This is a genomic window from Aliisedimentitalea sp. MJ-SS2 (assembly GCF_032586155.1).
Lineage (GTDB): Bacteria > Pseudomonadota > Alphaproteobacteria > Rhodobacterales > Rhodobacteraceae > JAWHTC01.
The window spans coordinates 856,467-868,551 of record NZ_JAWHTC010000001.1 but is presented as its reverse complement, the minus strand read 5'-3'; the positions used below and the strand labels follow the sequence as shown (position 1 = coordinate 868,551).

17 protein-coding genes and 2 tRNA genes are annotated in these 12,085 nt (G+C 59.3%); 9 read left to right on the top strand and 10 right to left on the bottom strand.

The window, feature by feature from the left end; genetic code table 11:
* The first annotated feature begins 1 nt into the window (after position 1).
* From RXV86_RS04250 to RXV86_RS04240, 3 genes are all read left to right on the top strand, one after another.
* Entirely contained in the window at positions 2–427 is a 426-nt protein-coding gene (locus tag RXV86_RS04250) for a hypothetical protein (protein ID WP_316297726.1), read from the top strand.
* On the top strand, positions 417–1,715 hold the full coding sequence (locus tag RXV86_RS04245; protein WP_316297725.1) for a pyruvate dehydrogenase complex dihydrolipoamide acetyltransferase: 1,299 nt from the start codon (positions 417–419) through the stop codon (positions 1,713–1,715). Before RXV86_RS04250 ends, RXV86_RS04245 begins: the two co-directional genes overlap by 11 nt.
* Positions 1,716–1,866: 151 nt before the next feature.
* Positions 1,867–2,061 carry a hypothetical protein gene (locus tag RXV86_RS04240; protein ID WP_316297724.1) on the top strand — a complete coding sequence of 65 codons (195 nt, stop codon included), beginning with the start codon at positions 1,867–1,869 and terminating at the stop codon, positions 2,059–2,061.
* 34 nt (positions 2,062–2,095) lie between these two features.
* Here the strand turns inward: RXV86_RS04240 and RXV86_RS04235 are convergent, their stop codons facing one another.
* Positions 2,096–2,668: a DUF3365 domain-containing protein gene (locus RXV86_RS04235; RefSeq protein WP_316297723.1), complete on the bottom strand. Its 573-nt coding sequence runs from the start codon at positions 2,666–2,668 to the stop codon at positions 2,096–2,098.
* 124 nt (positions 2,669–2,792) lie between these two features.
* Complete coding sequence (locus tag RXV86_RS04230; protein WP_316297721.1) at positions 2,793–3,668, bottom strand: glycosyltransferase family 2 protein; 876 nt, start codon at positions 3,666–3,668, stop codon at positions 2,793–2,795.
* Between the two features lie 148 nt (positions 3,669–3,816).
* On the opposite strand from RXV86_RS04230, the gene RXV86_RS04225 reads away from it, so the two are divergent.
* Entirely contained in the window at positions 3,817–4,599 is a 783-nt protein-coding gene (locus RXV86_RS04225) for a hypothetical protein (protein WP_316297719.1), read from the top strand.
* Here RXV86_RS04225 and RXV86_RS04220 read toward each other — a convergent pair.
* Positions 4,584–4,814: an RND transporter gene (locus tag RXV86_RS04220; protein WP_316297718.1), complete on the bottom strand. Its 231-nt coding sequence runs from the start codon at positions 4,812–4,814 to the stop codon at positions 4,584–4,586. The two genes, RXV86_RS04225 and RXV86_RS04220, sit on opposite strands and share 16 nt — an antisense overlap.
* 36 nt (positions 4,815–4,850) lie before the next feature.
* A tRNA-Asp gene (locus RXV86_RS04215) sits at positions 4,851–4,927 on the bottom strand.
* A gap of 369 nt (positions 4,928–5,296) precedes the next feature.
* Here RXV86_RS04215 and RXV86_RS04210 point away from each other — a divergent pair.
* Entirely contained in the window at positions 5,297–6,796 is a 1,500-nt protein-coding gene (locus RXV86_RS04210; RefSeq protein WP_316297716.1) for a mannan-binding lectin, read from the top strand.
* 157 nt (positions 6,797–6,953) lie between these two features.
* On the opposite strand, the gene RXV86_RS04205 is transcribed toward RXV86_RS04210, so the two are convergent.
* Positions 6,954–8,390, bottom strand: coding sequence for an aminotransferase class V-fold PLP-dependent enzyme (locus RXV86_RS04205; RefSeq protein WP_316297714.1), 1,437 nt, complete (start codon positions 8,388–8,390; stop codon positions 6,954–6,956).
* 105 nt (positions 8,391–8,495) lie between these two features.
* Between RXV86_RS04205 and RXV86_RS04200 the strand changes: the two genes are divergently transcribed.
* A complete protein-coding gene (locus tag RXV86_RS04200) occupies positions 8,496–8,963 on the top strand; it encodes an Lrp/AsnC family transcriptional regulator (protein WP_316297712.1) in 468 nt (155 codons plus the stop codon).
* A 55-nt stretch (positions 8,964–9,018) separates the two neighbouring features.
* Here RXV86_RS04200 and RXV86_RS04195 read toward each other — a convergent pair.
* Positions 9,019–9,095 (bottom strand) — tRNA-Asp (locus RXV86_RS04195).
* A 282-nt stretch (positions 9,096–9,377) separates the two neighbouring features.
* Here RXV86_RS04195 and RXV86_RS04190 point away from each other — a divergent pair.
* Together RXV86_RS04190 and RXV86_RS04185 are read left to right on the top strand one after the other, a co-directional pair.
* A complete protein-coding gene (locus RXV86_RS04190; RefSeq protein ID WP_316297710.1) occupies positions 9,378–9,518 on the top strand; it encodes a hypothetical protein in 141 nt (46 codons plus the stop codon).
* Positions 9,519–9,545: 27 nt separating this feature from the next.
* Positions 9,546–9,884 (top strand): TfoX/Sxy family protein, encoded by a 339-nt coding sequence (locus tag RXV86_RS04185; protein WP_316297708.1) that lies wholly within the window; start codon positions 9,546–9,548, stop codon positions 9,882–9,884.
* Positions 9,885–9,900: 16 nt separating this feature from the next.
* On the opposite strand, the gene RXV86_RS04180 is transcribed toward RXV86_RS04185, so the two are convergent.
* The 3 genes from RXV86_RS04180 to RXV86_RS04170 all read right to left on the bottom strand — a co-directional run bounded on the left by RXV86_RS04180 (position 9,901) and on the right by RXV86_RS04170 (position 11,040).
* Entirely contained in the window at positions 9,901–10,200 is a 300-nt protein-coding gene (locus tag RXV86_RS04180; RefSeq protein ID WP_316297706.1) for a hypothetical protein, read from the bottom strand.
* A 10-nt stretch (positions 10,201–10,210) separates the two neighbouring features.
* Positions 10,211–10,741, bottom strand: coding sequence for a hypothetical protein (locus tag RXV86_RS04175; protein ID WP_316297704.1), 531 nt, complete (start codon positions 10,739–10,741; stop codon positions 10,211–10,213).
* Positions 10,742–10,827: 86 nt separating this feature from the next.
* Complete coding sequence (locus tag RXV86_RS04170) at positions 10,828–11,040, bottom strand: hypothetical protein (RefSeq protein ID WP_316297702.1); 213 nt, start codon at positions 11,038–11,040, stop codon at positions 10,828–10,830.
* 173 nt (positions 11,041–11,213) lie between these two features.
* Between RXV86_RS04170 and RXV86_RS04165 the strand changes: the two genes are divergently transcribed.
* Positions 11,214–11,510, top strand: a complete 297-nt coding sequence (locus RXV86_RS04165; protein ID WP_316297700.1) for a hypothetical protein — start codon at positions 11,214–11,216, stop codon at positions 11,508–11,510.
* Positions 11,511–11,575: 65 nt separating this feature from the next.
* On the opposite strand, the gene ndk is transcribed toward RXV86_RS04165, so the two are convergent.
* On the bottom strand, positions 11,576–11,998 hold the full coding sequence (gene ndk / locus RXV86_RS04160; RefSeq protein ID WP_316297699.1) for a nucleoside-diphosphate kinase: 423 nt from the start codon (positions 11,996–11,998) through the stop codon (positions 11,576–11,578).
* Positions 11,999–12,085: the final 87 nt, after the last annotated feature.

The following is a 12,085-nucleotide window of genomic DNA, read 5'->3' as shown; positions in this document are numbered from 1 at the left end:
CATGTTCGAAACCATCCCCGTAGATATCCGCACCTCTGCCCTTCACGGCAATTTCATCCTGCTCGAGAGCTTTCATTTCGAGCATGGTGAACTGGTGGTGCGGATCTTCGCCCCCGGTTCGGGCGATTGCGGGGAACTGCGCTTCTCGGACGTTGTCGGTTTCACCATGCGCGAAGACCTATATGGCCCGCCGGCCCGCCCGGCGGGTTACGAAGAACCCAAAACGGACCGCCAGGGCTTCTTTCAAACCGCCCATGCCAGCCCGATGGCCGACACCACCCGCGCCGCGCCCGAGATGGGCGAACATCAACATTACCGGCTACAACTGCGCGAACATGAATTGAGCTTCGTCGCAAGCCCGAACTACCAGATCAAAGTCGAGGCTGAGACCCCGGCACTTAAAGAGGACACCGAAAATGCCCACTGAAATCCTCATGCCTGCCCTGTCCCCCACGATGGAGGAAGGCACACTGGCCAAATGGCTGGTCAAGGAAGGCGATACCGTGCAATCCGGCGACCTTCTGGCCGAAATCGAGACCGACAAGGCAACCATGGAGTTCGAAGCCGTCGACGAAGGCGTGATCGGCAAGCTGATGGTGGCCGAAGGTACAGAAGCCGTGAAGGTCAACACTGTCATCGCCGTGCTGCTTGAAGACGGTGAAAGCGCCGATGACATCGCGGCACCCACCGCCACACCTGCCGAGATTGGCACGTCAGAGCCGGAAGAAGCCTCGGCGGCAGCGGTGCCGTCTGCCCCTGCGCCCGCCGCACCGGCAACCGCAGATGGCAGCCGGGTCTTTGCCAGCCCGCTGGCCCGTCGCATCGCCGCCGACAAGGGGCTCGATCTGAGCCAGGTCCAGGGCACAGGCCCCAAGGGCCGGATCGTCAAGGCCGATGTCGAGGTCGCTACGCCGGGCGCACTGCCTGCCACCGCCGCGCCAGCCCCGGCCCCAGCGGCGCCGGCCCCCGCCCCGATGGCGCAATCCGCCGACAGCGCCACCGTCGCCCGCATGTACGAGGGTCGGGAAATCGAAGAGGTCGCGCTCGACGGCATGCGCAAGACCATCGCCGCCCGCCTGACCGAGGCCAAGCAAACCATCCCGCATTTCTACTTGCGCCGTGACATCCGTCTCGATGCGCTTCTGAAACTGCGCAGCGAAATGAACGCCGGGCTCGAGGCCCGCGGCATCAAGCTCTCGGTCAACGATTTCATCATCAAGGCCTGCGCCAACGCTCTGCAATCGGTGCCGGACGCCAACGCCGTCTGGGCCGGGGATCGTATCTTCAAACTGAAACCCTCGGACGTGGCCGTCGCCGTCGCCATCGAAGGCGGGCTCTTCACCCCCGTCATCCAGGACGCCGACACCAAGTCGCTATCAACTCTGAGCGCCGAGATGAAAGACTTGGCCGCCCGCGCGCGCGACCGCAAGCTGGCGCCGCATGAATACCAGGGTGGTAGCTTTGCCATTTCCAACCTCGGCATGTTCGGAATCGACAATTTCGACGCTGTGATCAACCCGCCGCATGGCGCTATCCTCGCCGTAGGTGCCGGGGTCAAGAAACCGGTTGCCGGCAAGGACGGCACACTCGAGGTCGCCACCGTCATGTCCGTCACGCTCAGCGTCGATCACCGGGTTATCGACGGTGCGCTTGGTGCGCAATTGCTGCAGGCCATCGTTGACGGCTTGGAAAACCCTCTCGCCTTGTTGGCTTGACAAAAACACTAAATATCAGCGACTTACCCGATTGATATTGAATAACAGTCCGTCCTGCACGGGCTGTTATTGTTAAACATCGCCCAAACACCTTTCTTCGTCTCAGTCAGCAGTCTTCGCTGGCTCAGCGGCGACAGGAAAGGACAACGCGATGAAACCCCTCTTTCAGATCACCACCATGCTCGGCGCCCTTTCGATTGCCGGGCTGGCCGTGGCCCACTTTCCCATAAGCCAGGGCTACAACGACACGCAGGCCCATTTCGCCCGCGCGCCGCAAGTTGCCATTTCGCCGCTCACCGGCGCTGTCCGCGATCGGTTGGGGAACGGCTGGATCGTGTCAAACTGATGTAGCGTGGAGTTTCACCCGACCAAACTCGTCCTCAATCGAGAACCTTCTGCAAGGTGAACACGCCCCGCATCTGGCCTTCGCTGAACCCGCGTGCCTTGTCGTCGGGGTAGAGCGTCGCCAGCGCCTCGACCACCTGCGGCTTCACGTTTTCACCGCCATGGCAGTTCATGCAGAGTTTGCCGGTGGGGATCGCCTTGACCAGACGGAACACCTTGCGGCCATTTTCCTCGACAATTTCCGCCTTGGCCATGTCGGCCGCCATTTCACCCTTGGCCTCGCGGTCCAGGAACTCTTGAATCACCGAGGCGGTAAATTTATCGGCCGCGTTCTTTGGATTGCGAAGCTTGTGCGAAGAACGGGCCACGATCCACCCGGTATCGCCGCCAACCTTGTCAGCGATCATCGGCGCTTTGACGTTGCACACCTCGATGCCCTTGACCGGTCCGCCCTGTTCAACCGCTGCCAGAAGCTCTTTTTTCAGTGTCCCGCCAAAAGCCTTCATCACGCCCTTGCCTTCTTCGACCAGGGCCGCCTTGTCCGCCGCCATCGCCATTCCTGCGACCAGGCTGGCCACCAGTGTCACACCTGTAAGCTTCATTTTCATGATCACTCTCCCCGTCTGTCTGATTGCATCCTAGGCTAGTGCGTCCCCACGGCACGAGGCAAACGCCTTATTGTCGCGATGGGCAACATGCTCCGCCGATCATGGTTTCGGCGGCGGACAGGCTTTAGAAAATGCCGTTGAACCGCTCCGGCAATTCGAACTGCACCGCATAGTCCGGCCGGTCGAACTGGTAGAACCCGGTATCGCCACGCGGTCGGAACGTGTCACGCATTTCGGTACGATAGGCACCCAAATCGAAACCTTCGACCGTCTCCAGCTCGGCGAAGGCCTCGAAGGTCGCCTGGTCCTCGCCGCGCGCTTCGGCAAACCAGTGTCGCCCGATGGCGGTTTCCCTGACGCCGGCCCCGATCTCCTGCGTTACCGCGTTGCGCCGGTTCATCGCCGAGACATATTCCGGGAAATCACAGAACTTCAGATGAAACAGGTACAGATCGTCGGGCGCGAACAGCTTGCCATACTGGGTGAAGTGTCCGCCGCGGGCGATTTTTGTGCCTGCCGAGATCACACAAGGTTTCGAGTAATGCGGCGCCAGCCGCACGTGCCGCCGCGGCCCCAGAATACGGTCGGTGATCGCCTCGGGTTCGACATCGATCCGGTGGATCACCTCCAACCCCAGCGGCGTCAGCACCCGACGAATGGGCGCGTCCCACAAATACTCCAGCAGATTCTGCCCCCGCGCCGGGTCCACCACCACTAATTCGTCCACATCGCCGACGACGACATGATCGTAATACGAGCGCAACCCCATCACGATGTTATTCAAGAGCCGCCAGCGTTTCATATCGAAATTCTTGTGCGCCTCACCGGGGATGCCGATGATGTTGCAGCCCTTGGCCAGATCCGCCACATCCTGTCCCCGGCCATGGTTGACGATGTAACAGTTCTCGCGCCCCAGGACCTCGCCATAATGATGCAGCCAGGCGCGCAGGAAAAACAAATCCTCGCGCACCATCGTCACCGCGGCCACTTTCGATTGCATCTGCCCGTACTCTCGTTACCTGCCCCTGTTTTTTGCGGGGCTTTGACCTTGTCTAGCGCCTTTTGCGCCTAGCGGGAACGAAAATCCACCTTTCGTGGACGGGATTTTCCGGGCAGAATGGCGCCAACCGAGGCAAGAGCAGCCCGCAATGATCCAGATGTTACCTGACGATTTCACGCCCCATTTCTCCGAACGCGGCTGGTTCCTGCACCGCGCCAACGATGCGCCTTTGACCCAGTTCCAGGTTCTGGGTGAAAGGGCCTGCGGCACCAACATGGTGCGCAAGGCGGTCGAGAAAAACGTCGAACTGGAACGGACCGAGGGCTTTGGCTGGAAGCACGCGGTGCCACACATGGTGGCCATCCCCGATAATACCCTGATTGTCGTTGCCGTCCGCAACGCTGCCAGCTGGGCCCTGTCGATGCACAAACGCCCTTGGCATTCCCACCCCGACCTGCAGGCGCTGGAGTTTTCCGATTTCATCCGCGCCGAATGGCGCTCCATCGTCGACCGCGCCTCGGATTTCGAAGAACTCCATCCCGAGCTTGTCCCCCATGTCGCCGGGGCCGAACTGCAATATGACCGCCACCCGATCACTGGCAAACGCTTTGCCAACCTATTTGAGCTGCGCAATCTGAAACAGGCGGCCTATCTCGGGCTGCTCAATCGCGACTGCAATGTGCTGGTGGTCAAGGCCGAGTTGGTGCAGATTGACCAGGTCGGCTTCATCGCCTGGATGATCGAGCATTTTGACCTGCCGCTCAAAGGGCTGAGGATCAAACCCGTGGCCCAGCGCCTCGGCAATCGCTTCAATCGCTCGGTTGATGTGGACACGCCAACCGACATCTCGGATGCGGATTACGCCTTCATGATGCAGACCCTCGATCTCGAAATGGAAACCGCCCTGGGCTACGATTATTCGCTGGATTGACCGCGGATTGCTTCGCGTACCCCTTTGAGTATCAGCAACACCCAAGGTGTTCCGTGCATCAGCAGGTCGAAAATGTCGATCGGCTCCGACAACTCCCCAGCCGCCAGCATCTTCAGCTTTTCCCAGACATGCGGCTCGGGCGTAAACGGAGCCAGGCCCAGCAGGGCCGCCACGATGATCAAGGTGCCCCAGGGAAGAGAATCGAGAAAGCGCATGTCCGCCTCATGTGGTTTCGTACTGCGGGGGGAAAGTGGCGCGGTTGACGGGGCTCGAACCCGCGACCCCCGGCGTGACAGGCCGGTACTCTAACCAACTGAGCTACAACCGCGCGTGAAGCGTCTGATAGTGCAGGCCCCCGCCCCCGTCAATCCCGATTTGCAGCTTTCGCAAGCAAGATTGAATTTACCATGTCATCAACAGCTCGAAGCAACATCGAAGGATGTTGAGCCCTCCCAAATGTGGCTCTGGCGCACGCATTCACTGCTCTCAGCCTTCCAGCGAATTGAGGTTTCCTCGCAGGCCATCCGCAATCTTGGGCCGCTTCTGGGGTTCCGGGTCACAACCGCAGTCTCGCTAATGGTGAGGGTGCCCTTGCCCGAATTACCTTGGGTTGATAGCATGATCTTGCGAACAGTTGTTCACACAGAGCGCTTTTTCCTGTGTTGAACTCTCATTTTAAGAAAGAAAGTGTATCCAAATGCGACATCTGATTGCCTATCTTTTTCTGTGCCTGGTCGGCATCACGACCCAGGCGCATGCTGCCAATAACTGCGATGTCAGCGGCATCACCACCACCGATTGGCTTGCCCCTGATCCTACATCTCTGGCCGAAGTGCCCAACGGCATCGACGCCAACAACTGTGATTTCCACATCTATTCATGGCGCTGGTTTACCTATCTGCTGAACCCCCTGGGCCAGACCGATCAGCGTAACTTTGAAGACCGGGCGATCTATCCGGTTGTCGATCTGGACACCTGCACCTCGCTGCAAACGGCCGCGCATCCTGTCCTGTCGCATGGCGGTGTCACTGTGGGTCTGGCGAAACAGCCCGATATTCCGGACCAGGCGACCGGCAATGCGCTCTATGACAAAAACGGCAATATCGTCTTTTACAATCGTAGCTTCACAGCGAATGAATGCGGGATATTCGCCAATGGCAACTTCCCCGACGCCGGAAATGCCAATGCCGGATTTCCAACCGGCAAGGATCAGGTGGTCGAGTTAAAAACCTCCTGGCAAATCCTCGACCCGTCCGTGGACAACAGCAGCTATTACACCCAGACCGTCGCGCTTGAGGGCGAAGGCGATCTGCTTTTGGGGCTGATCGGGGCCCACATCGTGGTCAACACCGCCATTCACCCCGAGTTTGTCTGGGCCACCTTCGAACACGTCAGCAACGCGCCCAACTGCACGGTCAACACCGGCACCGGATACACCAGACCTCAGCCCGCAGATGGGTGGAATCTGGTTGGGCCGACCTGCAATGCATGTGTCGCCAAAAACTACGCCGACGGCACCGACTTGCGAACCGCCTGCGCGTCGGCCTGCGACTGGAACCCGTCAAACAAGGTACAGCCGCTGCCGCAGGTTGACAGCAATGGCAACACGATCATCAAAGGCACCCCGTCCGATATCTGTCTGGTCGAATATCTCGGCACCTCGTCGACCCAGAGCGGTGCCCAGACCAACATCGACAATATCGAATTCCTCAACACCTTGCTGGCCGGACCTGGCGGTCTGATTGCCACACAAGGCTCTACCGACATGAACGTTTTGCAAAACTATTTCCTTGCCGGGGCAGTCTGGACCGACATGTCGAGTTTTGACATGAGTTCAACCGACCCGTTTAATTCGGATATGGCCGGGTCGCACGCGCTGGCCAATTCGTCGATGGAAAGCTTTTCACAACCCAATTCGAACTCCAGTTCGTTTTTCGACACCGGCTGTTTCAGCTGCCATGGCGGAGCCACACCGCAAAACACCGCCGAGGCCTCGCATTTGCTGACATCCGAACCGGGCGCCGCGCCGGGTCTGATGAACCGATGCAATGTCAAAGCGGATTTCTATGACCAATCAGGAGCCGAGGCACAATGCCCGTTGGCCTGCGGCAGCGCTTCCAACTGGAACGGCAACTGGATCAACCTTGTTCCCGGATCGGTATCGGCCTGCGGCTGCAATACCTGCGTTGGAAATTAAGTAACTGCAGGCGGCCCGTTTACCGGGCCGTCCGCTCCGCGTGCTGCTTTGAACTGGTTGCGCCACGTATCACGTGGCTTCACTGCTTCTATCATCCACTCATAGCGGATTGCGCAGTCACCAACCCGGAATGGCCTGACGCGCGAACCCCAATCATTCAGGCATAGGCTTTCGCCACCTCGTCAAACCGATTGGCCAGATCGCTGACCGACGACAGGACAAATGCCACCTCCTCGGCGCTCATCAGCACACTCAGGTTCAACCGCACGAAGCCCGGCTTGTGGCTCTCATCCCCCGCCAGAATTTCGGCCCGCAGCGCCTCGGACTGTTCCGCATCAATCTGCAATAACCGATGCACATAAGGCCCGGCGCAGGCACAGCCTCCCCGTGCCTGGATGCCGTAAAGATCGCTCAGCGCACGGGTGAACAGATGATAGTCAAACCCCTTGCCCGGCACCGGGTCCACCACAAAGCTGAAGATCGGTAACCGATCCCGACGCAGGCCGCCAAGAAGGTGGATCGACGGCACATCCTCCCAAGCGGCAATTGCGCGTTCGGTCAGTTCGCTATTGCGCCGGGTGATGAAGTCCTGCCCCAACGCATCCTTGACGATCATCACCAGCGCTGCACGGATATCTCCAACGATATTGGGGGTGCCGCCCTCTTCCCGCTCCTCGATCCGGGCCAGATAGTCCTGCATGTGATCGTTGACAAAGGCCACCGTTCCGCCACCCGGCACGCTGGGCCGTTCCGCCACCACCGCATCACGGCGCACGATCAGCACACCCGAGGCCCCCGGTCCTCCGAGGAATTTGTGCGGCGACAGCGCCACGGCGTCGATTTCGACACCTTCAAGGCTCATATCAACCGGCAAATAGGGCCCGCCTCCGGCAAAATCCCAGACCACTTTGCCCCCCGTAGCCTTCACGATCCGGGTCAGGTCCGCCACATCGCTGCCGATACCGGTTATGTTCGACGCCGCCGAAAACGCGGCGACAACAGGGCCACGTTCCGCCACCTCGTCCAGCACCGACTGCAAATGCACCGGATCGGGACCACCTGCTTCTGCTTCTTCGATCTCGATCACCTGTGCACCGCTTTCGCGCCAGGGCAGCAGGTTCGAATGATGCTCGTAGGGACCAACCAGCACGAACACCTCTTCGCCCCGTGCCAGCGCCTCGCGCAGTCCCAGAAGATGCACCAGCTTGTTCAGCGCCATCGTCGCACCCGACCCGGCAAACACAACCGCATGATCACGCGCCGCGCCGCCGCATTTCTCCAGGATCACCTGCCGTGCCTCTTCACGCATCCGGGTCATGACGCCACCACAATAGGAATCCTCGGTATGGCTGTTGGCATAGAAAGGCAGCACGTTCTCAAAAACGAACTCTTCCACCTGCCTGAGCGCCCGCCCCGACGCCACATAATCGGCATAGACCAGCTTGCGCTTGCCAAACCGTCCGGTGATCTGCGCATTACCTCCCACCAGCCCCGCCTTCAACGACGCCCGCAGGTCTGGGCACTCACAAAGCCCTTTCTCGAACTGCGCAAGCTCGGAAAAACCTTTTTCCTGGCGGTTTTGGTCATCGAACATGGTGTGGCCTCCTTAAAACTCATGCTGAAAAGACCACCAAAGAGATGCAAAATCATTATCAATTACACCCCTTGCTCAATGAACTTTCTATCATATGATAGAACAATGAAAGCAAAAATAGATCAAATCGATCATCGCATCATCGACCTTCTGCAACGGAATGGGAACCTGTCCCAACGCGAAGTTGCCGAACAGGTTGGACTATCACAAAACGCTTGCTGGCGGCGGATGAAGCGCCTCTCTGAGATCGGCATCCTGAGGGGCACGCGCGCCGTTGTTGATGCCGCCGCACTTGGCCTTGATCTCACGATCTTTGTCATGATCAAGACCCGCAATCACTCGATGGACTGGTCCGACCGCTTCCGCGCCCATGTGGAGAGCATCCCGCAAGTGGTCGAACTGCATCGGATCGGCGGCGACTGGGATTACATGCTGAAAATCGTGACGGACGGCATGGCAGGATATGACCGGGTCTACCGCCAGTTGATCACCGGGTTCGAACTGGACAACGTGACGGGGTTTTTCTCGATGGAGCCGATCTTCTCGGACCGCCCTCTGGCCCTTCCCAACTGATCCCGCAAACGAAAAACGCCCCCCAAATTAGGAGGGCGTTCTTTCCAGGCAGCGGTGGCGCGGTTGACGGGGCTCGAACCCGCGACCCCCGGCGTGACAGGCCGGTACTCTAACCATCTGAGCTACAACCGCTCACTGCCGACACCCTGACCTGCGGTCCGGGCGTGGCGCTGTATGTATGCCCGGTCGCGCGGGGCGTCAAGCGCCTGTTGCCCCGGTTTCGACGAAAAAATTTGCACGAATTTACCATGACCCGAGTCCCAACGGTCACAGCGCCCGCATTTTTCCCTGATCCCGGCATCAAACCGGCACCAAAGCGGCAGATTTCCGTGCAAGGGTTCCAGCAATACCAACAAAAGCGCCACCGGCGCGAGGCCGGCAAGGCGCCTTTTCATCGAGGTAAAGGAGCCAGTCATGGCAACGTCGAAACCGCCCAAACCCGCCCCCGCACCGAAACCCGCGGGTATCGCCCCCAAATCGGAACCCACGCCGAAACCCGCCGCGTCCACAACACCGAAACCCAAACCGATCATCACCGATTACGCCTCGCTCTGAGCCGCCGATCCGCTTAAGATCGGGCGCATGAGCGCGCCCATCTCATCGATCCGTAATCTCGGTCCCGCAATGGAGACCGCCTTTGCCCGCGTTGGCATCCACACTGCGGACGAACTGCGCGCCCTGGGCGCCGATGCCGCCTATGGCCGCCTTCTCGAAAATGGCCACCGGCCGCATTTCATCGGATATTACGTGTTGGTCATGGGGCTTCAAGGTCGCCCGTGGAACGATTGCAAGGGCGCGGAAAAGGCGGCCCTGCGCCGCAAGTTCGACGCTCTGAAAGCCGAACGGCATGACAAGGGTCGCTCCGACCTAGAGGCGCTCCTCAACCAGATCGGCGTCATCGAACCGCCCAGCGCCAGCTAACCAAGCCACATCAACGCTAGAACACGCCCATCATCTGCGCGATGTTAAAGCTCAACACACCTCCTGCTGCACCGCTGAAATAACTCAGCAGCCGGCGCAGAATCCCAACCCGCTTTACGTTGGTGACAAGTCCGTGCAGCCCAAGCAGGCCAAGCCCCGCCCCCATGACAAGCGACTCGTCCGGTGACGGATACTGGCCGCCGACAATGGGCGACCCCATCCCGTAGCTCAGCAGAACCACTCCCACTGCAAGTGTCGGAATTCTGAACAGCCGCGGCAGATCAGCGGTAAAACCCGAAAAATCCTGTGCCTGCATGGTCGTTCCCCTATGCTGCGATCAGATTGAGCTGCGTGCCCATCTGTTCGGCCTTTTGTTCGGCACCGCGCAGGTTCTGTTGCAGGAACAAGTAGTAATAGCCGGTGCTGTCCCGGATCACGTGATAGAAAAGCGGAATGGTCTTGGTGCCAAAGAAACTGCTGGCCTCGTAATCGTACCGGTAGGTGCCCGCCTCGACGATCTCGCTGCGTGGCCATCGCATGATGTTGTCCTCGTCGTCGATCAGCCCCGACCACAAATCACTAATGGCTCTCGGGATCGGCGCATATTCGAACACAAAGGATTTCATCAGCCGTGTCATGGCTTCGTCGACGACATGCATCACATAGTCATCCGTGACCATCAGGACGGCAGTCGCACTGGTATCCGCCGCGTTGATCAGTGGATTCAAGACCTCCGGCGGAAGCTCTTCGGGCCACCCTGGCAGGGGTACCGCTCCGCACAGTGCATAAATCGTCTGCCCAGGTTCGAACTCGTCACCAACATGCAAACCAAGAAACGCGCGCATGAAATCCGACATGGACGCCTCCTCTTCATCATTTGGAATTCAAATCAATCCCGGCGCACCGGGTGGCGATCCGGCGCTCAGCCGGATCGCCCTGTAGGTCACTTTTTCTCGCCGCGGAAGCCGCGTTTGTACGCCTCTTTTTCGCTACCGGTCATCGAACCATAGCCATCCTTGCCCGGCGAGCCGTCATTGGCAGGATTGTCGTGATCGGCCTTGCGCCGCGCCTTGCCGCGCTCAAAGGCGTCACGGTCACGTTGGCGTTGTTGCTTTTCTTCTGCTTTGCGGATTTGTTCTTCAAATTCATCAGCCATGGAAATCTCCCAATTTCAATTGGTTACCATACGTACTTTATAACACGTATTAAGGGATTTTTCAAGTCAGGACATCCCCAATAGGGGAAACTCTCAACCTGTGATATAGTGCCTTTGCGCGCGTCTCAACAGGGGCACCGCCTCTGGCCATGCCCCCGAACGGGAGAAAGCAGATGTCGGAAAAACCACCCAAAACGGTCAAGGAAAGCCTTGAGGAACACGCAGCAGATACGTTCAAAAGCGCCGTTGCCGGCGCGACCATTGGCGGGCGTGTCAGCAAGTCGCTGGCCGGAGCCGGCGTCGGGGCATTGACCGGCGCGGCCAGCACCGCGGTCTTGAAAACCGTCGAAGCCGGTCGCGAAGCCTACGCACTCCACGAAGCCGAGCAGGAGGCCGAAGAGGCCGAACGCCGCGCGGCTGAGATGGAAGAACGTCTCAAGGAACACCGCGCAAACGCTGAACGGCGATAGAAAAAGGCCTCCCGAACACTTTCGGGAGGCCTTTAGTTTCAAGGGGTTGCAAAACCCGGGGCAGTTTAGCCCACCAGTTCCAGACCCGAGAAGAAAAACGCGATCTCTTCTTTTGCAGTGTCCGGCCCGTCCGAGCCGTGAACCGAGTTTTCGCCGATCGACAGGGCGAAGGTCTTGCGGATGGTGCCCTCATCAGCCTCTGCCGGGTTGGTGGCGCCCATGATTTCGCGGTTGCGCGCGATGGCGTTTTCACCTTCCAGAACCTGCACGACGATCGGCTCGGAAATCATGAATTCGCACAGTTCGCCAAAGAACGGGCGCTCGGCATGCACGCCGTAAAACTGCTGCGCCTGGGCGAGGGTCAGCTGGATACGCTTGGAGGCAACGATGCGCAGGCCGCCCTCTTCCAGCATGCCGGCGATCTTGCCGGTCAGGTTGCGTTTGGTTGCATCGGGTTTGATGATCGAGAAAGTGCGTTCGAGTGCCATGATAGGGGCTCCTGTTTGCAGTTGTGTCAGTGATTTGGCGCCCTGCTACCACGCGTTGACACCTTTGAAAAGTGGGCATTCGCGGCC